The 19,891-nt window shown below is 30.0% G+C and carries 21 protein-coding genes; 3 read left to right on the top strand and 18 right to left on the bottom strand.

The genetic code is table 11. The features are described 5' to 3' along the window. Nucleotide 1: 1 nt before the first annotated feature. The 11 genes from GN138_RS09660 to GN138_RS09610 form a co-directional block, all read right to left on the bottom strand. Nucleotides 2–1,594 carry a sensor histidine kinase gene (locus GN138_RS09660; RefSeq protein WP_157363593.1) on the bottom strand — a complete coding sequence of 531 codons (1,593 nt, stop codon included), beginning with the start codon at nt 1,592–1,594 and terminating at the stop codon, nt 2–4. Further along, on the bottom strand, nt 1,594–2,133 hold the full coding sequence (locus GN138_RS09655) for a heme NO-binding domain-containing protein (protein ID WP_157363592.1): 540 nt from the start codon (nt 2,131–2,133) through the stop codon (nt 1,594–1,596). The genes GN138_RS09660 and GN138_RS09655 overlap by 1 nt, the downstream gene beginning before the upstream one ends. Beyond that, nucleotides 2,133–2,543, bottom strand: coding sequence for a response regulator (locus GN138_RS09650; RefSeq protein ID WP_157363591.1), 411 nt, complete (start codon nt 2,541–2,543; stop codon nt 2,133–2,135). The genes GN138_RS09655 and GN138_RS09650 overlap by 1 nt, the downstream gene beginning before the upstream one ends. Nucleotides 2,544–2,675: 132 nt before the next feature. Further along, nucleotides 2,676–3,035, bottom strand: a complete 360-nt coding sequence (locus tag GN138_RS09645; protein WP_157363590.1) for a hypothetical protein — start codon at nt 3,033–3,035, stop codon at nt 2,676–2,678. A gap of 140 nt (nt 3,036–3,175) precedes the next feature. Then, entirely contained in the window at nt 3,176–3,535 is a 360-nt protein-coding gene (locus GN138_RS09640) for an MmcQ/YjbR family DNA-binding protein (protein WP_157363589.1), read from the bottom strand. Between the two features lie 21 nt (nt 3,536–3,556). Beyond that, nucleotides 3,557–4,171, bottom strand: coding sequence for a DUF4230 domain-containing protein (locus tag GN138_RS09635; protein ID WP_157363588.1), 615 nt, complete (start codon nt 4,169–4,171; stop codon nt 3,557–3,559). Nucleotides 4,172–4,246: 75 nt separating this feature from the next. After that, nucleotides 4,247–4,597 (bottom strand): DUF4260 domain-containing protein, encoded by a 351-nt coding sequence (locus GN138_RS09630; protein WP_157363587.1) that lies wholly within the window; start codon nt 4,595–4,597, stop codon nt 4,247–4,249. An 8-nt stretch (nt 4,598–4,605) separates the two neighbouring features. Continuing rightward, a complete protein-coding gene (locus GN138_RS09625) occupies nt 4,606–5,355 on the bottom strand; it encodes a cyclase family protein (RefSeq protein ID WP_317162731.1) in 750 nt (249 codons plus the stop codon). A 2-nt stretch (nt 5,356–5,357) separates the two neighbouring features. Then, nucleotides 5,358–6,548, bottom strand: coding sequence for a radical SAM family heme chaperone HemW (gene hemW / locus GN138_RS09620; protein ID WP_157363586.1), 1,191 nt, complete (start codon nt 6,546–6,548; stop codon nt 5,358–5,360). Between the two features lie 6 nt (nt 6,549–6,554). After that, a complete protein-coding gene (gene ruvC, locus GN138_RS09615; protein WP_157363585.1) occupies nt 6,555–7,133 on the bottom strand; it encodes a crossover junction endodeoxyribonuclease RuvC in 579 nt (192 codons plus the stop codon). A 4-nt stretch (nt 7,134–7,137) separates the two neighbouring features. Further along, a complete protein-coding gene (locus GN138_RS09610; protein WP_157363584.1) occupies nt 7,138–7,776 on the bottom strand; it encodes a cell envelope biogenesis protein OmpA in 639 nt (212 codons plus the stop codon). A gap of 39 nt (nt 7,777–7,815) precedes the next feature. Between GN138_RS09610 and GN138_RS09605 the strand changes: the two genes are divergently transcribed. Next, nucleotides 7,816–8,775: a lysylphosphatidylglycerol synthase domain-containing protein gene (locus tag GN138_RS09605; RefSeq protein WP_157363583.1), complete on the top strand. Its 960-nt coding sequence runs from the start codon at nt 7,816–7,818 to the stop codon at nt 8,773–8,775. Further along, the gene (locus GN138_RS09600) at nt 8,772–9,908 is read left to right on the top strand and encodes a glycosyltransferase family 2 protein (protein WP_157363582.1); all 1,137 of its coding nucleotides are present in this window, start codon (nt 8,772–8,774) and stop codon (nt 9,906–9,908) included. Before GN138_RS09605 ends, GN138_RS09600 begins: the two co-directional genes overlap by 4 nt. Nucleotides 9,909–10,043: 135 nt before the next feature. On the opposite strand, the gene GN138_RS09595 is transcribed toward GN138_RS09600, so the two are convergent. The 4 genes from GN138_RS09595 to GN138_RS09580 all read right to left on the bottom strand — a co-directional run bounded on the left by GN138_RS09595 (nt 10,044) and on the right by GN138_RS09580 (nt 14,379). Next, nucleotides 10,044–10,520 (bottom strand): hypothetical protein, encoded by a 477-nt coding sequence (locus tag GN138_RS09595; RefSeq protein ID WP_157363581.1) that lies wholly within the window; start codon nt 10,518–10,520, stop codon nt 10,044–10,046. 116 nt (nt 10,521–10,636) lie between these two features. Beyond that, nucleotides 10,637–11,767 (bottom strand): tetratricopeptide repeat protein, encoded by a 1,131-nt coding sequence (locus tag GN138_RS09590; RefSeq protein ID WP_157363580.1) that lies wholly within the window; start codon nt 11,765–11,767, stop codon nt 10,637–10,639. A gap of 12 nt (nt 11,768–11,779) precedes the next feature. Further along, complete coding sequence (locus GN138_RS09585) at nt 11,780–14,017, bottom strand: M56 family metallopeptidase (RefSeq protein ID WP_157363579.1); 2,238 nt, start codon at nt 14,015–14,017, stop codon at nt 11,780–11,782. Between the two features lie 2 nt (nt 14,018–14,019). Next, nucleotides 14,020–14,379 (bottom strand): BlaI/MecI/CopY family transcriptional regulator, encoded by a 360-nt coding sequence (locus GN138_RS09580; RefSeq protein ID WP_157363578.1) that lies wholly within the window; start codon nt 14,377–14,379, stop codon nt 14,020–14,022. Nucleotides 14,380–14,504: 125 nt separating this feature from the next. Here GN138_RS09580 and GN138_RS09575 point away from each other — a divergent pair, with 125 nt between their 5' ends. Beyond that, nucleotides 14,505–15,002, top strand: a complete 498-nt coding sequence (locus GN138_RS09575) for a DUF456 domain-containing protein (RefSeq protein ID WP_157363577.1) — start codon at nt 14,505–14,507, stop codon at nt 15,000–15,002. Between the two features lie 257 nt (nt 15,003–15,259). On the opposite strand, the gene GN138_RS09570 is transcribed toward GN138_RS09575, so the two are convergent. From GN138_RS09570 to GN138_RS09560, 3 genes are all read right to left on the bottom strand, one after another. After that, on the bottom strand, nt 15,260–15,928 hold the full coding sequence (locus GN138_RS09570) for a response regulator (protein ID WP_157363576.1): 669 nt from the start codon (nt 15,926–15,928) through the stop codon (nt 15,260–15,262). Nucleotides 15,929–16,017: 89 nt separating this feature from the next. Beyond that, nucleotides 16,018–18,048, bottom strand: a complete 2,031-nt coding sequence (locus tag GN138_RS09565) for an ATP-binding protein (RefSeq protein ID WP_157363575.1) — start codon at nt 18,046–18,048, stop codon at nt 16,018–16,020. Nucleotides 18,049–18,184: 136 nt separating this feature from the next. Then, entirely contained in the window at nt 18,185–18,358 is a 174-nt protein-coding gene (locus GN138_RS09560; RefSeq protein WP_157363574.1) for a hypothetical protein, read from the bottom strand. Nucleotides 18,359–19,891: the final 1,533 nt, after the last annotated feature.

The raw sequence follows: 19,891 nt of genomic DNA, 5'->3' as shown, positions 1-19,891 counted from the left end.
ATTATTTTTTAAGGGTAAAATAAAATTTGGTACCTATATTTGGCTCACTCTCTAACCAAATTTCACCTTCGTGCAAATCCACAATTTTTTTAACTATTGACAATCCAATACCAGATGAATCTTTTCTTTTATTTAAAGAATGAAAAATCTTAAAAATTTTATCGTGAAATTGTTTTTCTATTCCTATCCCATTGTCTTTTATAGAAAACTCAAAATATTCTTTTTGTTCTTTTACATTTATTTCTATTAAACCTTGTGGTTTATCTATAAATTTAACCGCGTTACTTATTAAATTTTGGAATAGTTGCTGCAACTTAGTTCCATCTCCTTTTACTACGGGTAATTCACTGATAATGTTAACTTTAATATGCTCTGGTATATAAAGAATTTTAATAAGTTCTTGTAGAACTTCGTCTAAATTAACGTCTGTTTTCTCTTTATCTTCCGCTCCTACACTAGAGTATTCTAGTATGTCTGTAATGAGTTGCTCCATTTTTTCTAAGGTAGTTTCAATGTGGGCAAAGTTTTGCATACTTACCTCATCTAATTTACCTTTATTATCTTCTTTCAACCAATTAACTAGCGCATTTATACTTCTTAAAGGAGATTTTAAATCGTGTGACACTATATGTGCATATTCGTGTAACTCATCGTTACTTTTTTCTAGTTTGAGTAATAAGTTTTCTTTTTGAAGCTGAAGATTTTTAAGATCTGTAATATCAAAGCTAATACCTATAGATCCAATCATTTCTCCATTTAAACCATAATTGGGTGCACCACTAATTAACCAATATCTTATGTCTCCACTTTTGGTTTTTACTCTAGCCTCATATGCAGTGCTTTTTCCTGCTCTACGTTCTAAAGTTTTTTGGTGTACTAATTCTTTATCTTCTTCTGAGGGTAAAAATTCTTTTGCAACTTGGCCTAATAATTCTTCTTCTGTGTAGCCAATCATTTTACAGAAGCTTTGATTAGACATTACAATTCTTTCATCTCTATCTAATTCAACTAGACCTAGATGCATATTTGCAATAATACGACTGTACTTTTGTTTTTCGGCCTCAATAGCTTGTCTATACTTGTTTTCTATGGTTATATCTCTAATAATACCTTGGGCTGCAACAGGTTTATTATCTTCATTGTATATTAAGCTAGCATTAACCTGTGTTGTTAAATACTTACCTTTTTTTGTTTTAAGTTTTACTTTAAAATCTGTTACATTACCCTCAGACATTAAGAGCTCAAAGGTGCTCATTATGTTGTCTATTTCGTCCTTAGATGTAATAGAAAAAAGGTTAAATTCTTGGTTTTCTGCAGTATAACCTAGCATATCTTCTGCGGCCTTGTTCATTTTTAGAACATTGCCCCATAAATCCATAACAATATAGGCGTCTATAATATTCTCAAACACACCTTCTAGCTCAGTGGTGCGTTCTTTTACTAATTTGTGTAGTTTAGAATTAGATTGTTTTAACTCTTGCGATATATCATATAACTCAGAAGATTTTTGCTCAAGAATTTCTTCTGCAGCTTTACGAGCAGCTTTTTCTCTTTTTAAAGCTCTTTTATAGACTTCTATGTCTTCTTGACTCATTATTTTTTCTCAATAAAAAATCTTACTTCTGTACCTGAATCATTTATTTTTTCAAAAGAAATTTCAACAGGTGTTTTAAACAATTTAAAAGTTTCTAACATCAATCCTTTACCTAACATATATAAGGCTCTTTCAGATTTATAGACCAATGTCATTTTATCATCGGTTTTTTCTTCGAGTACAAACGTAGGTAATTGGGCTTCTGGATAAATTTTTTGTACTTCTACGTGTATATGATTTTCTATAGAAGCCAATAAATTCATTGGGTCTTTGTAGTGCTCAACTAAATTTGGGTGCGTTTTAATTAACGCCTTAAAAAGGTGCTCTGAGTAGACCATAAGCAAATCGTCTACAGAGATATTTGTGTTTTCGCTTAAGTGCGAAATTAATTGTAACATTTCTGAAAACTCATAAGTCCCTACAGCAGTATAAATTCCGTTTGATTCTAGTTTGGATTGTTCAATAATCTCATCAACCATTGCCAAGCCAAACTTTTCTTCAACTAAATCTAAGAATTCTGTAAAGATTATGCCTTTCATTATGCCGTAATTAACTCATTCATGCTCCAATATGCTAATAATTTTTCAATTTTGGAAACATAATCTTCATATTTTAACGGTTTTAGCATATATCCTGCTATACCTATTTCAAAACAAGACAATAAATCGCGTTTATTACTAGATGTTGTAAGAATCATTGTTGGTATATACCTCAAACGCTCATCATTCTTAAGTATTTTTAAGAATTCTATACCGTTAATTTTAGGCATATTAAGGTCTAATAAAATGATATCTGGAAGATTGTCTTTTTGCTCTAAAAGTTTTAAAGCATCTTCTCCATTATTGGCTTCTGTAATCTTATGGTTTAGTTGAAGTGAATTAATTGCTCTATTGAATTTCATTACTTCAATCATATCATCTTCAATCAGTAAAATGTTAAGGGTCTTCATGGATAATCATTTAAAATATTATACAAAAATATACCAATCATTTTCATGTAATTATTTAATTCGGTTAGGAGGTATTATCTATCGTCGGATGGTAGTTTAGTATCGACGAATGGTAAAATGGCCAAAATTCACTTAAGCAACTAATCTAAAATCACTGCTTAACAAGTTTGTAGCCTTAAGTGTAGATAATTGAGCTTCTAACTTAATTTTATTAAATTCTTGAAGAAATTCTAAAGAGCATTTCTCTAGAGTTTTGTCTTCTAAATACATTTCAAATTCAGATATAAATTCTAATTGTTTAAGGTTTTTATTAAGTAATAAACGTTTATTGTCTATTGCTGTATTTTCTAATTCAGAAATGCGATTTTTAGTTAACTCTTTTCTATTTAAATAGTCATTAGTTATTTTTTGCTTTTGAATGCTAGATTTAAAGCAAAAGAAAACGCATAGGTGTCCTAAAAAGAATATTGTCAAAACAAATAAAGTAGTCATAGTATTGAGGATTAAATAATTACACTACAAAATTACTTTATATTACAAGTGATATTTTTATTTTTCGGCGAGTGAACTTTTTGGAGCGATGAATGGAGAGAATTATTCTTTAAATAAAAAGAGTGTTAAATTAAAAAACACTAAAGACTATCTCTCAGGCGTTTAGGCATTCCTTTAAGTACCATATCATAGGAATGGTCTATTAATTCTTTTATAAAATTTTGAGAGAGTTCACCTGTTTGTATGTACACACTATTCCATAGTTTTTTATGCATATGATAACCTGGTTTTATACTCTCATATTCAACACGAAGTTCTTGTGCGTAATCTGGATTGCATTTAAGATTAATAAAGCCCTCACCGTTTTCCCATCGCTTTAAAGAGGCTAATGCAAACATTTTACCTAAGACTTTAAATACTAATGTATCATTGTCAAAAGGGAAGTGTTCTGTGACAGCCTTTTTATTAATACAGTAATTTCTAAAATCTTCTATATTCATAAGATATAACTACATAAAACTTTATTTTTCTAACAACTGTGTGTCTTGCTTACCTTCTATTTGCAGTGCAGTATAATCTAGTTTCCAACCAATGGTCTCAACTAAATTTTCTATGAGATGAATCGCTTCTAAAGCTTCTTGCCTAGCAATATTATATAAACCACTTTCTGGAATTTTATCCATAATATGTGCTTTTGCTTTTGTACTAAGATCTGTTAAATCTGAAGCATCAAATTTATTAAACATGCCATCTTGCTTATCATAATAATTAATATTAGTCTCTATAGATAATACTTCTGGTTGCGGAAAGTGTGTTAAATTTACCGTTTTAGTTTTTGGGTTAGATGTCATATTCACTTTACCCAAATCAAAACCAACATGTGCTTTGGCATTAATAACAACTAATGCTTTTTTTCTACTCGAAATAAGTTTTAAGAATTTCTCTTTAACATCTTCGTAATGGTATATTTCTGCAAAATCACCTTCTACTGTAACAAATTTACAAACACGTTTTATCTTATCTAATATTAATACGGATTGTTCATTAGCAACTTTTTTTGTTTTCCATTGTTTATATATAGTTACAAGTCCTAAGGTTACAAGTATACTTATAATGATTATAAAGAAAGTTTCCATTTATTAAATTTTATTCTACTTTTTACTATGTGACACCACGCTCTTTTTATTGTCACATCATCGCTATTTTGTATTTTAATTATCTAATTTTTCTAAATGAGTGTTTTTAAAGTTGTTTAAATACTTAAATCCGTAACCAAAGACTCTATCTATTGAAGCATGAGAAAATAATATTATACCTATTAGCTTTAATGTATTTATATCTAAATTTATACCAATAAGATAAACTAATATTGCAATGCCCTTATGATGAAATAAATTATAACTTACACCTCCTATTTTGGTGCTATATAGATAACCTAAAGCACCAATATCTGGCAATAAAATTAATCCAAAAAACCACCACCAACTTATTCCTAGTAAACTAAATAGATATAATCCTAGTATAAACAGCATTAATTCTTCTAGCCTTAAGAGGGTTTTCATAACCTAGTTTAGTTTAAAATTTTGTACAATATAGGTTTACTTGGACTAGCATCATTCTCAAAAGGCGCTATCTGCAGATTTAGCATGTAATTACCATCGTCTATTTTATTAGACACGTAAATAAATTCAGTAATTGTGGCATCTAACCTAAGTTTCCCACTGGTATTCCAAAAGGCATTATGTGCTAATAATTCTCCACCATCTTGCTCTTTATCCACACTTGGCAGATCTATAAGTAGATGCTTAACACCTTTAGCTTTTAGATATTCTGCAGCTTCCACCTTCAAGTAGGTTGGATTTGTGTTAGAGTATTGCCTAGATAATTTATCACTTGTATTTGGTATAGTTCTAATTATTACAGCCTCTCGCTTTTTATTACCTAAAGCAAACTGTAATTGCTTTTTAGAAATCACATAATCATCGCCTAATTTTTCTGGTGCAACCGTTATTACTTCCGCTAAAAAGAAAAACTGGGTTAAATGTTTATTTATAGAATAGACTTTTTCTGTTATATGACCAACTGTTTCTGTATGCGTTCCGTGTGAATGCGGATTAAAGTTAATGGTGTTGAAATTGACAACAGCCCCTTTTTCTACACTTATAGTATCGCCATCTATCACTTCTGGCTCAATTTTAGGAGGCCCAATGTACCATGCGTTTACATTAGAGGCATCGCCTTTTATAGGCATTGAAATATCTAAAGGTTGAGATAAATCTATTTTTAATTTTCTTGATTTGTACTGTATGGTTGTTAACACGTTTAGTTAATTTTAAATAGTTCTGATGCTATACCATCACATAAAAATTGGCCTTTTTTAGTGACACGTATGTGCTTATCTTCAATATACAATAATTGTTGATTTATAAAAACTTCTGCCTGCTCAATTAAATAATCTTTGTAGTTTAAACCAAAGTCGTTTTCTACTTTTTGTATAGAAACACCCCAAATAGTTCTTAAACCTGTCATTATATACTCATTATATTGGTCCGTTTGTGTTAAGGTTTCAATTTCTATGGGTAGTTCATTTACGGCTAATGCTTTTATATATTTTGAATTGTTTCTCACATTCCAGCCACGTTGCTTGCCATTAAAAGAATGTGCCGAAGGACCAATACCTATATAAGATTTTCCTTGCCAATATGCCGAATTGTTTTTACTAAAAAAACCCTCTTTTCCAAAATTAGACAACTCATAATGTATAAACCCTGAAGCTTCTAATTTTTCTTTTAACAAATGAAATTGCTCATGTGCTTGCTCGTCATTTACATCTTCTATAACACCTTTTTTTATAAACGACGCTAAAGCTGTTTTTGGCTCAACCGTTAACGCATAACTCGAAATATGAGGCACACCAAAACTTAAAGCCATGTCTATATTTTGTATCCATTGTGCATTTGAAGCACCAGGAATTCCATAAATTAAGTCTAATGAAATATTACTGAAATGCTTTGTAGCTTCCTCTAGACAAGCTTTTGCTTCGGTTGCATTGTGCGCACGATTCATCAATTTTAAATCGGCTTCAAAAAAAGATTGAATACCAATTGATAAACGATTGATTCTACTTTTAGATAATTTAATGATTCTATCTACAGATAAATCATCCGGATTTGCTTCTACTGTAATTTCTGGATTCTCTGAAACTTGATAATTGTTATAAACCGTATCGATTAAAAATTGCAACTCCTCATTTGTTAATAAACTTGGTGTTCCGCCTCCAAAATAAATGGTTTCAACGTTTGTGCTTTTAAATTCGTCTTTTCTGAGTTCTAATTCTTTAGTTAACGCATTAATAAGTTCATCTTTTTTCTTCAGTGATGTTGAAAAATGAAAGTCGCAATAATGACATGCTTGCTTGCAGAATGGTATGTGTATGTAGATGCCACCTGAAGCCCCTTCTAACTTCCCCAAAGGGGAAGAATTCTTACGCTTACGTTTTGGTTCAATTATCATTAGTCATTATTTTCCCCTTTGGGGATTAAGGGGCTTATTAACACGTCCTTCATTCTGCTTAACAAAAGATGCCCAACCAGAATAACTTTTACCAATCTCAACCCTACCTTCATTATAAAAATGACAAACGGCTGCTGCCAAACCATCCATAGAATCGAGATTTTTAGGTATGGTTTTTAGCCCTAGTATACTTTGTAACATTTTAGCCACTTGCTCTTTACTTGCATTTCCGTTTCCGGTAATTGCCATTTTAATTTTTTTAGGCGCATATTCTGTAATGGGTACTTCGCGAGATAAACCTGCTGCCATGGCAACACCTTGTGCACGTCCTAACTTAAGCATACTTTGTACGTTTTTTCCATAGAAAGGTGCTTCAATTGCTATTTCATCTGGATGATAGGTGTCAATTAATTCTACAGTACGTTCAAAAATGAATTTTAACTTTAGATAATGGTCCTCGTATTTTTTAAGCAAAAGCTCATTAAGTTGCATAAACTCCATGTTTTTGCCAATCACTTTTATAAGCCCAAAACCCATAATGGTTGTACCTGGATCAATGCCTAATATTATTTTTTCTTTTTTCATGTAATTAATCACAATATTGGCACCCACTCAAGGTAACTGCCAAACCAAAGGTAAGGTTAAAAACACTTCCATTAAACGCACCTAAACCTGAGAGCACAGGGTTGTAATCATCTAAAGAGGTAACACCATAGATATAAGCAACATCTGTATAAACAGCTACTTTTTCGTTAATGGCATAATGGAATTCTAAACCGGCAAGTAAATTTAAAAACGTCTGTTTATTATCTCTCAATGTCCCTAAAGGCTTAGCAAACGAAACACCAGGACCAGCATGCACAACTGTACGCATACGTGTTGGTAAAAAACCGATATAATTAGAAGGATCAAATACAAATTGTGCATTAATGCGTGAGTAATTTATTTTAAATTCTTCTGAATCACCTGCGTTTTTAAAACGGTTAAAACCAAAATCTAATTTAGCACCATATTGCCTAGTAAACATATGTTGCACTCCCAAATTAACGGTAGGAAAGTTTACGGTTTGTGCCGATGACCCTGTTATAAATCCATCTTCTGTTGGGTAATTAATACCTACAGCAAACAAAGCTTTCCACTTTATATTATCCCGTAACTGAGCTTGGCTATTAAAGTTAATGAAAACAATAAAAAAAAAGAATAGGTATAGTTTAAATTTGTATTGCATCTCTAAGATTTTGATTTTATTTGCAGTATAATTGTTAATATGCATTACAAAACTAAACAATTCTTCTTTTTACTAATTAAGTTGAGCATTGTAGTTGGTGCATTTTATTTTATTTATTCTAAAATCATTGAAAATGAAAATTTGAAATTTCATGATTTTGTTTCAATTTTGAATAAAAACAATGTTTTTTCAACAAAAAACATCATTTTTTTAGTCTTTTTAAGCTTTTTTAATTGGTTTTTAGAAATCTTGAAATGGCAAAATTTAGTAAAAACCGTTCAACACATTTCTTTTAAATCTGCAACTATTCAAAGTTTAGCAGCGCTAACAACATCATTAATAACACCTAATCGTATTGGTGATTATGGCGCAAAAGCCATGTATTACATAAAGACTTTAAGAACAAAAATTGTACTACTTAATCTGCTTGGTAATGTTGAGCAAATGTTTATTACAACGCTTCTCGGCTGTATAGGTTTATACGTATTTTCCGTTACCTATTCTCTTAATATTAATTATTATAAAATTGCATATATCGCTATTATAATCGCAGTGATAGGTTTAATAAGCCTAATAGCTTTAAAGCAAATACAATTTAAAATAAAAGGTTTTTCAATAGCCTCTATAGTTACGTTTATAAAATCAGTTTCTTTAAAAACGCATTTAATAACATTAATATTGTCATTACTTAGATATGGTGTTTTTTCATTTCAATTTTACTATATGTTGCAAATGTTTGGCTTAAACATAAACTATACTAGTGCTATGACCGTAATTACAAGCATGTATCTATTGGCCTCTGTTATCCCAACTATGGCAATTTTAGATGTGGTAGTAAAAGGTGGTATTGCTGTTTTTTTATTTACTTATCTTGGCTTAGATGAGCTGAGTATTTTATCTATAACCTCATTAATGTGGTTGCTTAATTTTGTATTGCCAAGTATTATTGGCGGTTATTTTGTGCTTAATTTTAAACTTCCAAAATCAGTTGCAGCATGATAACCATTTTAGCAATTTCCGCTATCCTTATTTACTTATTTGTAATTAGCATACTAATTTATGGTTTTGACAAAGTAGAAGAATTTAGACTTCAAGATTTACCTGCAAAAACAAAATTCTCTGTTATCATTCCGTTTAGAAACGAAGCTAAAAATCTTCCAAAATTATTAGAGTCTATTGCTCTCCTTAATTATACTCAATCTCATTTTGAAGTTATTTTAGTTAATGATGATTCTGAAGATAATTCCATTAAGGTTATAGAAAACATAATAACCACAAAGTTATTTTCTAAAATAGCTATTAAAATTATTGAAAATAATAGAATCTCAAATTCACCAAAAAAAGATGCGATTACCTCAGCCGTTTCTATAGCTGAACACCCATGGATTATTACCACAGATGCAGACTGTATTTTACCTACATATTGGTTAGATAGCTTTGATGAATTTTTACAACTAAACAACACCAATTGTATTGTTGCACCAGTTACTTACCATGGCAAACTATCTTTTTTTAATCGCTTTCAAACTTTAGATTTTTTAAGCTTACAAGGTGCTTCTATTGGAAGTTTTGGAGTTAAAAAACCTATGCTTTGCAATGGTGCCAATTTTGCTTATTTAAAATCGCAGTTTAATGTTTTAAATGGGTTTAAAGGTAACGACGCCATAGCGAGTGGAGATGATGTTTTTATGCTAGAAAAATTCTTAAACAATGACGCTAATAAAGTTCATTATTTAAAGTCTAAGAAAGCTATAGTTACCACAAATCCTTCAGAAAATTTAAAATCACTATTTCATCAGCGTATGCGTTGGGCTTCAAAAACGAGTCAATTACAAAGTTGGTTTACAAAAATTGTAGGTTTGATTATTATTTTGGGCAACTTAACGTGTTTGGCATTACTTCCTTTAGTACTTACCAATTTAATATCTAGTAAAATTGCCATCACACTTTTTGTAATTAAATTTTGTATTGATTTTCTACTCCTTTTTAAAACCTCTAGATTCTATAAACAAGAAGCGTATTTACTATCCTTTATAGTTTCTAGCGTAATCTATCCCATATTTAATATTAGCGTATTCTCACTATCTCTCTTTAAATCATATAATTGGAAAGGCCGAACATCCAATAAATAAATTTTTAAAGTTTTTCGTCTTGTAATTTTAAATATGAAAATGATGATAAAACTAATTAAGAAGGCTTCTCTTTTAATATGTCTCTGATTATTATTGTTGTTATTGCAAGCGTAGCAAAAACGTTTCTATAAAGTGCTAATCAATTCTTACTATAACAGGCAATTCAAAAACTGTAGTTACTTGTTGCCCTCTTTTAATAGCAGGAAAAATTTTAGGAATGCTTTTTAAGCTTTCGCGAAGTAAGCTATCTATTTGTGGAATTTCTCTAAGTGTTTCAGGATGTGCAATTATAGAATCCACCTCTAAAACACCTTGTTTATCAATTACAATATTCATTTTAATAGTATCAAAAACATCATTAGCAACAACTATTTTTTGCGCTTCTAAATAGGAATTAACTCCTGCTATTAATGTATTTTGAAAACATATTTTGCTCTCTTCTTTAGCTGTTATGGTTTCACAACTTGTAAATGTAGGATAGGTATCTACATCATTCCAATTAAAAGTTTGCAGCTCTTCCTCAAGTATATCTTCGGGAGTAACTTTCTTCTTTTCAAAATAATTGCAAGATGTTGCAAAAAGCAAGATTAAAAGACAAACAATTCGGTTCATTTATAGAATTCTGATAGCGAAAAGTACGAATATTTATTGAAAAATAAGATAGAACGCTTCGCTTTTAGAATCAATAACTTAGACAGTATTGTTAACTATAATTAACCAATGACATTTTATTTTTTTTCTAGAAATTTTTCGTCCTTTAGTTCTTTTAAGCGTTTTTCTGCAAAAGCTTTAAAATAACTTTTCTTATGCTTTTCAATAAACTGCTCATACAAGGCTATTTTACTGTCTAAATCGCCATAATATTCGTCTTTTGTTCTCAATAAAAAGAATTCAGACATCATATTGCTTGGGTCTTCTTTTAATGATTTTTTAAAAGCCTTAATTGCTTCCGCATATTTTTTCTGACGGTTTAAAATAGTACCAAGCGTTTGATATTCTTCTGTAAGGGATTGATCTTTTATAAACAAGGCTTGTTTTATATAATTTTCAGCTTGTTCATAATCTTTAATTTTCTCATAATAATTACCAATAATATACATGGCATTAGCATCATAAGGGTTGTATTTTAAAGCCTGTTTTCTGTGGTAAATAGCATCTTGGTAATCTGAATTTTGAGCATAACTTAGGCTTAATTTTTCATGTATAAATTCTGATTTCTCCCCTAAATCTAACAGTTTATTAAACCAAACTACAGCATGTGTATAAAACTCTTGGTGATAATAGGTTTGTGCCTTTAGACTAATAAGCTCAACATTATTTTCATAATTTTCTAAGCCTTTATCTATAAAACCATGTGCTTCTTTAAAATTCCGTTTTATTAAATGTTGTTTCGCAATTTTAAAAATAGCTTTTTGATGTGTATCATCTAAATTAAAGGTTTTATTAAACTGTTCTATAGCCAATGTATCTCTTTGTTTCTCTAATACCAAACCCAATTCATAGTAATAATTAGGATTTACACTATCCATTTTTATAAGACTTGAGAATAATTCATTTGCTTCAGCATACTTTTTAGATCTTACTAATAGTTTAGCATATTCATATTGAATTAAAAGATTCTCTTTATTAGCTTCTACTGCTTTTTGATAAAAATCTAAAGCTTTTTCATAATTACCAATGGCTATATAAGCTTTTGCAATATCGTCATAAACGTTATCTAAATCTTCTAATGATTTATACGTTTCAATAGCTTTAGAGAACTTACCATTGCTATAAAAATTGTCTGCTTTCGCTTTTGTGTTTTGAGCAAGTATAGAGCAACTCATTACCATATAAAAAAGCCATAAATAATATTTCATAAGCGCTGATATTTAGTCTGTTTTGTTTCCAACAAATTGAAGCATTATTGGTAATGAATAACGTACATCTATAGCTTTACCTTTATGTTTTGCTGGTGTAAATTGAGGAAGTAATGCTATAACTCTGTTTGCTTCTTCATCTAATTCAGGATGTGCACTTTTCGCCTCTATATTTGTAACATTACCAAATTCATCAATTATAAAATGAGCATAAATTCGTTTCCTACCAGCAGCTAAATTGGTGAATTTATGAGCACTCATATTAAATTTTTGAACAATAAATTTATTAATAGCGTTCACTGTGCAATCACGTTGTTCTGTTGTATCTGAAATTGAATTACAGTCTGGAAAAACTGCTGGAGAATCCACTTTATTAAATGGAATGTAAATTAACTCTCCATTATCTGAGGATTGATTATCTTTAGTATTATTGTCTCCCTTCACTTCAAAAACAATAGGAATAGAAAATGGAACCACTACAGCTTCGCCTTTTTGTTTACCTGGCACAAATTGCGGTAATGTTGCCACAACACGTTTTGCTTCTTCTTCTAATGCTTTGCTAGGACCTCTAGCAACAATATGACCTACTTTCCCTTCTTTATCTATTTTAAATTGAACAAAAATCCGTTTTTTACCAGGCGATAAGCTATCTGCTATACTTGTATTAAAGTTTTTGCCTATATGTTTGTTTACAAAAGCATTAAAACATTTTTTTCGTTCTTTAGTGCTTTCTAAATCTTTACAGTCTACTGTTGTTGGTGTTTCCTCTACTACTGAAAAAGGTACTTCTAAAACCTCTACCTCTTCTTTTATAATTTCTTCGCCATCATTTGAAACATATGAGTCTAAAACTAATGTTGATTTTCCATCTGTAACCACTAGCTCATTAAAGTAATTGTCATTTTCTAGTTGCTTCAACAAACCATTATAGCGTTTTGTTTCTTCTTCTGTTTTGTTAGCTACATCGTTAACAAAAAGTTTTAAAACACCACCTTCTGTATCTGATTCCCAACGTTCTTTTTCTTCTTTTGTATTTTTAAAAGCTTTAAATTCTTCGTAATTTTTAAATTTATTTAGCCTTAAACGTTCCGAAGATTCGATATCCTTTTCTGTTAAACTTCCTTCTGCTAACTTTTTTTCTAAAATGCCATCAGCTATATATTCAAAATAGGCTTTCATTTTTAAAAATTCTGTTCTTGAAAGCATATATTGCTCTTTATTCTTTTCAGAAAAACCTGCAAACTCCATAATTTCCATAAACGTTGCACCATTATTCTTCATAGCAACAATCTCATCATAATACTTTTCAATTAATTCCGTATCTGTCAATTCTTGATATACTTTATGTTTTACTTCATCTTTTTTCTGAGCTCTAACTTCTGTAGACGTATAAATTAACATGGCAAATACCATAGGAATCAGTAAGGCATACTTAACTAAATTAAGTTGTTTTGATTTTGATTTTTGTAACATAACGATTCGTTTTTTGATTAATGATTTGTTGAAAAAAGTATTGGTAAATGAGACATGATTAACGTCTAATACTTGGTTGAGCAAACTGGTATAATATTCAGATTTTCCGGTTTGTTTTACAGCTTTGGCATCGGCTATATATTCGTGCAGTTCTTTTATTCTATTTTGATAGATATAGACTAACGGATTAAACCAGAATATGATTCTTAATACTTCAAAAAACAATAAATCTATGGTATGAAATTCTTTAATATGTACCAACTCGTGTTTGTAAATGGTTGGTTTTTCAGAATCTAAAATATGTTCTCCTAAAAATATAGTATTAAAGAACGAAAATGCTGCACTACTTTTTATTAAGTTTACAATTAACACATTGCCTTGCCAACGTTTTGGGTTTCTATGTTTTAACCAATAAATTTTTGCGATTTTTGCGAAAAAAATCAACGATGCAACTGCAATACCTGTAATGGCAATTATTTGCCAAATTGGTGGTTGTGGTTGCTCTATAATAATACCTGCTTGCTCAGCAATTTGTATATCGTAATTTGTTGGCGATTTTGTACCTATAAAAACTTCTGGTAATCTAATGACCATATCTTTTGTGGCCATAGTTTTTAACGCCGGAAATTTAACAAATGGTAATACCAATGATAATATAGAGGTGATTATTAAATAGGCTCTATTATAATTAAAGAAGGTTTCGCGCTTTAGAAATAAATCATATACCAATAAAAACAAGGCCTGAATTGCTATAATTTGAAGAATAGAATACAACATAATTATTTGTTTTTATTAATTTCATCTATTAAGGTTTCTATGTCTTTGACGTCTACATCATTCTTTTGTACAAAAAAGGACACCATACTTTTAAAAGATCCTTGAAAGTAATTATCTACTAATTTATTGATTGATTGATTACTATATGCTTCTTTGGCAACTAACGGAAAATACACATGACCTTTACCCTGTTTTTCATAATCTACAAAGCCTTTAGTTTCTAAAATCCTAACTATGGTAGAAACGGTATTATAAGCTGGTTTTGGCTCTGGTAAAATATCAATAATGGTTTTTACATTTGCCATTTGCAGTTTCCATAAGGCTTGCATTATTTCCTCTTCTGCTTTTGTAAGTTGTTTCATGGAACTAAGTTTTTAGTTGAATAAAACAAATATAACTAAATATTTAGTTGAAACTAATTTTTTAGTTACAAATTGTAACTTTGGTCTGTTTATTGCGTCTTATTGGTAAATAACAACGTATTAATATGGAAATATTTTTGGTGCTCGTAGCACTACTTTTAATGGTTTTAGGCATTGTAGGCAGCTTTCTGCCAGTTTTACCTGGACCTCTTACCAGTTGGGCAGGACTTTTAGTGCTGCATTTTACTGATGGTATAGAAATGAGTCAGACGTTTTTAATTGTGACTCTTATCTTCGCCATTTTTATTTATGTCTTAGATTATATTATCCCAGCAATTGGCACAAAACGTTTTGGAGGAAGCAAAGCCGGAATGATTGGCACAACGCTTGGATTAATTGTAGGACTCTTATCTCCTATTCCTTTCGGAATAATTATTGGCCCTTTTATTGGTGCGCTTATAGGTGAAATGCTTCACAGAAACGATATAGACAAAGCATTAAAAGCCGCATTCGGTTCGTTTTTAGGCTTTATTGCTTCAACTTTTATGAAGTTTATTGTCGCAATTGTATACTTCGGGTTTTTTATTGTAAAACTATCAGAACATAATACAACATGGTATTAGTTTACCTAATAAATTAGATAAGAACAAAAAAACCTAGCTACAAAAGTAACTAGGTTTAATCTTCTTGCTATTAATTCAACAATTACTTAATGAGGGATTAATTAACTATTGTTGATGGGATAAAAATATATAAGTACAACCATTTTTTGTTGTGGTAAAACCGCACACTTACTGTGGTAAAACCGTACTTTCCTTATTTTACGGTGGGTTAAAGCATATAAATTAATCTAAAAAAAGTACTGTTTTAATTACAAATGTTATAAATACCCTTTTTCTCTAGCTTCTTTTAGTAAGGTCTCATCTTTTCCATCTTCAACTGAAAATAATAATTTTAGGTGTTTTTTTCGTTTTTCTATAGCACTTTTAGAAATGCTAACATATTCACTTAAGTTTTTAGTTTTAATACCTTGAGACAGCAAGTGTAATATTTTTCTATTGATATCATCAATGTAAATATCACTAGAAATTGTTTTCTTTAAATAATTACTAACCGTAGAACTGTAATATGGTGGTGACTTTATAATTTGCTGAAAACCATCTGCCAATTCCATAGATGTTAAATCACTTTTAATTAGAAAACCATCTGGATCAATTTCTTTAATGATATTATGAATTCTATACGATTCGTTAAACATGGTAAGGATTACAATTTTACATCTTGGCATTAATTCTTTAGCCAACAATGCTAAATCTTCTCCAGAAGTATATTTACCATCCTCTGATCCTGGCAAACTAATATCGAAGAAACACACATGGTAAGGGTATTTTTTTGAAGCACGCTCAATCATTATTGCCGCTTCATCACAATTATTAGCCGTTTCAATATGAAGCGTTTGATCCTCTCGCTTAGTTGCCATTAATACATTTTGATAGCCTTCTATAATAATTGGGTGGTCATCTACCATTAAAATGTTGATGTGATTCATGCGGCTTTTTTTATTGGTTTTTGGGAATTAACACGATTGTATTCGTACTAATTTTTAATAATTATCATTAAAAACAACAGATTTTAAAATTATTTATTTATTTCTGTGTAGGGAATTTTCACTTTAACTGTTGTACCATTATTAGGTAAAGATTTCCATGTAATTTCTCCGTCAATATCATCTACACGAGACTTCATATTTTTAAGTCCAATGCCTTTTTTACTCTTGGAGATATCAAAGCCTTTACCGTCATCAATGATATCCAAGCAAATTAAGTCTTTTTCTAAAGAAATGCTAATTTTTATGGAATTTGCATTGGCGTGTTTATAGATGTTTTGCATGGACTCTTGGATGATTCTATAAATATTTATTTTGGTTTTATTAGAAACAAAATCCCAATTAATATCATCCGAAAAATTAAATTCTTGCTCCAAACCATAAGCTACAGCTTGCCTCTCTACAAGTTCTGAAACGATATCTATAAAACCGGATCCAGACACAAAATCTGTATTTAACTCGTGCGATATTTTACGGATTTCTTGCTCTATATTTTGAAGCTGACCAATGTATTTAGCTCGAGTCATCATAGCCTCTTTACCTTCGTTAAAATTTATGCTATCTAAACTTAATCGAACTCCAAACAGACCACCTAAAACACCATCGTGTAATTCTTTAGATATTCTTATTTTTTCTTTTGCTCTCGCTTCATCAACCTTATCTTGTTGACCCAACATTAGGTTATAAATATCCTCGTTAGCCTTTTGCTGAACTTGCAAAAGTTGTAGTTTTCTATTTTTTGCTCGCTGAGAAATGAATAAATAAGTAAGTATTGCAGTTAACAGAAGCCCTATGGAAACTATTAGTAAGTACACATTTTCTTTGGATATTTGTTTGTTTTCGGCTTCTAATTGATCAGTTTCTAGTTCAATTCTTGCAAATTTATTCCTTACGTTGCGTTCAACTTGCAAAAGACTATCAGTTAATTGAATATGTTCTTTTAAATATTTTTTACCACTATTTCCTTCGTTAAGTTCAGACAGTAATAGCATAGATTCGAGTAGAATATCATTCGATGAAATCTTTTTTGATAAGTTGTATGATTTGGTTGCATACTTTAACGTAGAGTCTTTAACTTTTAAATGTCTGTAAAACTTAGATAAGTCTATAGTTACAGCTAATTTAGTAATATCATCTTGTAAATTATTACTTATTTCATATGCCTCATATAACATTTCACTTATCTCACTATAATCTTTATGACCAGCCAAAACTTTTGTATAAGCGATATTATCAATAATTAAGGGATAAAAAGTTGGGTCATAAGATTCAAATTGATTTCTTAATTCAATTAGACTTAAATACAACTCCAATGCTTTATCATATTCCATTAACTCACGATAAACACCTGCCTGATTATTAATAGATAATGCTATATTGTAATCACCATCAATCATCGCATCAGCAATAGAATACGCTTTTATATGATATTCTAACGAAGTCGTAAATCTATTCAAATTTTGGGATATAATTCCTAATAAATTATAAGAGTCCCATAATGCATCTAAGTTAGATTCTGAAATAGGAAGTTTTTCAATTAATTTAATTGATTTAATCGCATTAACCTCACTACCTATATAGTCTCTCTCAGTATCCTGAATATCTGCAATTTGATAATGTAAATAAGCTTGTTGTTTTATTTCGCCTAGTTGAGAGTAAAGTTCTAATGCATTTTTGTAATAATAATATGCACTATCATTCTGAACTTGGATTTTAAAATATGATCCAAGATTAAAATTAGCTACAGCTATTGCAGTTGTATCATTTAACTTTTGAGAGAGGTTGAGATTTTTGAAGTTTATTTTTCTATATTTTTCAAAATTTTGAGATTCAAAATATAACAAAGAAAGGTTTCGTTGACTTAATAGAATAGTAGAATCAACTCCTATACTTTTTGATAATAAAGTGGCTTTTTCAGCATAGTTTATTCGCTCATTTATTGGCAACTCATAATCCTGTGATTTTAGCCTCAAAGACTGAATGTTGTCTAAGCTAATTTGATTATTTTGAGAGTAGACAAAAAACGTATAAAAGGCAAGTATAAAAACTAATTTTAATTTCAATTTTGACAAACGTAATATTTAATTCAAATTTAGAATAAATAATGGTTTGTAAGTAGATTAATCTTAGGTTTATAAATAAATAAAGCCTTTGTACGTTTTTTGAACAAAGACTTTCTTATATCTATATAGTAAAAACTTAACCTTGAGTTTGAACCGTTGCTTTCTTTTTTGTGTGAGCAAGTAAGTCATAACTAGCTTTTTCTTTATAAGTAGGATCATTATTAGAAACGTCATTAGTCTCAGGCTGTACTCCAGAAACAGTTAATAATAAAACAGCGATTAATGCAATAGTAATTTTAAGGGTTTTCATAATATAATTAATTTAGGGTTAACGTTTAATCAATATCAAAATGTACATCGCAAAGCGATACATTGAGGGAAGGGAATGGATTATTAACTATTTTAGGTTTAACCTAAAACTGCACTAAATTAAAAACGAGGGACGTTTTTTTAAGACAATGAACTTGTCTCTGTAGTAAAATGGATTAAAATATTTCCTATGAAGGCCATTTTAAAGACCTAAGAAGGAGTGTCAAAGATACTCGTATTTTTGAATAATCCAAATTTCAAATCGATAAAAAGTATATTTGTACGACAAATAGCACGTCATTTGTATGTAAATAACTGCATATCAGAGCTATTTGTAAAACACATCATATTTGTTGCATTTCTATTTATTTCTCCATATAAATAAAAAAAAGGCCACGTTTAAACGCAACCTAATTTTATTTATTGATTAATAGCATTTATAAGACCCATAATCTTAAAACAAGTCACACTATTAATTTAAAATAAAATCGTGTCTAAAGAAGGCTTATTTTTTATTCATTTATAAATACAAATTGCATTACATCTATTTTAAATCTTCTGTAAAACAAAAAAGCATCCCAATCTTCTTATTCAGAAAAAAGGAAAGCTTCTCATTGGATTACCAAATTTCTTTGGTAAACTACACCAAGATTGCTCTTGGACAACACAACATCTTAAAATTTCATTTCTAGTGAAATTAATGCTAAAAAAAAGCCTCAATTTCTTGAAGCTTTTTGCAATTTTAGCGGTCTGGACGGGACTCGAACCTTGCTTAGCGAGCCCAGTCGCTGCGGCATTTCTGCCAAATATCTTTATTTATGTTGACGATTTGTGACCTATTTACAATGATTGATAGCTCAACTTGTTTTCGTCTGATGCAAAAATAGTAATTCTTTTCAAATAACAACTTTTAAAATGAATAAAATTGATTTCTATCTGAGCTAAAATACAGCAACATAATGCTATTCTTAGAAAAAATCAATTGAATTGCAAGAACTTATCCATTTAAGGGTTTGGTAAGACTAATTTAATATTATAAAACATAATCGCAAATTAAACTGGCAATATACAATCATCGAAAGACAATGACATAAAGCATCACTATTTCTTTGCTTATTTATTCCGTTTCTCTGAGCCTAGATTATATCTTTCGTCTAGTTCCTGCTTAAAAATTGTTTAATCAAAAATCTCAGTATTATAACATCAAAAGCAAGTAACACAAGAAGAAATGGTAAGCCAAGTACAGCAGATAAAAACAAAGGCAAAGTGAAGTTGACGCAAAAAGTTATTGGACTACACAACCACAGCCTGATCAAAAACACACCAGAAAGACTTTTTTATGAAATATTGCTAAAACAACTTTCAGATAGTATTTAGAAGTACGACATCCTATAACCCGATGCGGTAAGGAAATCATGGAAAGATTTTATAATCGTAATAGACGAACTTAGATATCATTCAGGTAAGTTGACTGACAATAAAACAATACCTTGTATTCTTAGAACTTATAAGGACAACGATGTTATGGAAATTC

Origin of the sequence: Winogradskyella endarachnes, from assembly GCF_009741275.1 — a bacterium.
Taxonomy (GTDB): Bacteria; Bacteroidota; Bacteroidia; order Flavobacteriales; family Flavobacteriaceae; genus Winogradskyella; species Winogradskyella endarachnes.
The sequence above is the reverse complement of the archived record's forward strand: the minus strand, read 5'-3'. Positions and strand labels throughout refer to the sequence as shown.

What these genes read in the sequence shown, in the direction of transcription:
- GN138_RS09635 (WP_157363588.1), bottom strand. Translation starts at nt 4,171, where the DNA reads ATGGAAACTTTCTTTATAATCATTATAAGTATACTTGTAACCTTAGGA.
- GN138_RS09640 (WP_157363589.1), bottom strand. Translation starts at nt 3,535, where the DNA reads ATGAATATAGAAGATTTTAGAAATTACTGTATTAATAAAAAGGCTGTC.
- hemW (WP_157363586.1), bottom strand. Translation starts at nt 6,548, where the DNA reads ATGATAATTGAACCAAAACGTAAGCGTAAGAATTCTTCCCCTTTGGGG.
- ruvC (WP_157363585.1), bottom strand. Translation starts at nt 7,133, where the DNA reads ATGAAAAAAGAAAAAATAATATTAGGCATTGATCCAGGTACAACCATT.
- GN138_RS09610 (WP_157363584.1), bottom strand. Translation starts at nt 7,776, where the DNA reads ATGCAATACAAATTTAAACTATACCTATTCTTTTTTTTTATTGTTTTC.
- GN138_RS09605 (WP_157363583.1), top strand. Translation starts at nt 7,816, where the DNA reads ATGCATTACAAAACTAAACAATTCTTCTTTTTACTAATTAAGTTGAGC.
- GN138_RS09655 (WP_157363592.1), bottom strand. Translation starts at nt 2,133, where the DNA reads ATGAAAGGCATAATCTTTACAGAATTCTTAGATTTAGTTGAAGAAAAG.
- GN138_RS09570 (WP_157363576.1), bottom strand. Translation starts at nt 15,928, where the DNA reads ATGAATCACATCAACATTTTAATGGTAGATGACCACCCAATTATTATA.
- GN138_RS09560 (WP_157363574.1), bottom strand. Translation starts at nt 18,358, where the DNA reads ATGAAAACCCTTAAAATTACTATTGCATTAATCGCTGTTTTATTATTA.
- GN138_RS09660 (WP_157363593.1), bottom strand. Translation starts at nt 1,594, where the DNA reads ATGAGTCAAGAAGACATAGAAGTCTATAAAAGAGCTTTAAAAAGAGAA.
- GN138_RS09600 (WP_157363582.1), top strand. Translation starts at nt 8,772, where the DNA reads ATGATAACCATTTTAGCAATTTCCGCTATCCTTATTTACTTATTTGTA.
- GN138_RS09575 (WP_157363577.1), top strand. Translation starts at nt 14,505, where the DNA reads ATGGAAATATTTTTGGTGCTCGTAGCACTACTTTTAATGGTTTTAGGC.
- GN138_RS09580 (WP_157363578.1), bottom strand. Translation starts at nt 14,379, where the DNA reads ATGAAACAACTTACAAAAGCAGAAGAGGAAATAATGCAAGCCTTATGG.
- GN138_RS09630 (WP_157363587.1), bottom strand. Translation starts at nt 4,597, where the DNA reads ATGAAAACCCTCTTAAGGCTAGAAGAATTAATGCTGTTTATACTAGGA.
- GN138_RS09590 (WP_157363580.1), bottom strand. Translation starts at nt 11,767, where the DNA reads ATGAAATATTATTTATGGCTTTTTTATATGGTAATGAGTTGCTCTATA.
- GN138_RS09595 (WP_157363581.1), bottom strand. Translation starts at nt 10,520, where the DNA reads ATGAACCGAATTGTTTGTCTTTTAATCTTGCTTTTTGCAACATCTTGC.
- GN138_RS09645 (WP_157363590.1), bottom strand. Translation starts at nt 3,035, where the DNA reads ATGACTACTTTATTTGTTTTGACAATATTCTTTTTAGGACACCTATGC.
- GN138_RS09650 (WP_157363591.1), bottom strand. Translation starts at nt 2,543, where the DNA reads ATGAAGACCCTTAACATTTTACTGATTGAAGATGATATGATTGAAGTA.
- GN138_RS09585 (WP_157363579.1), bottom strand. Translation starts at nt 14,017, where the DNA reads ATGTTGTATTCTATTCTTCAAATTATAGCAATTCAGGCCTTGTTTTTA.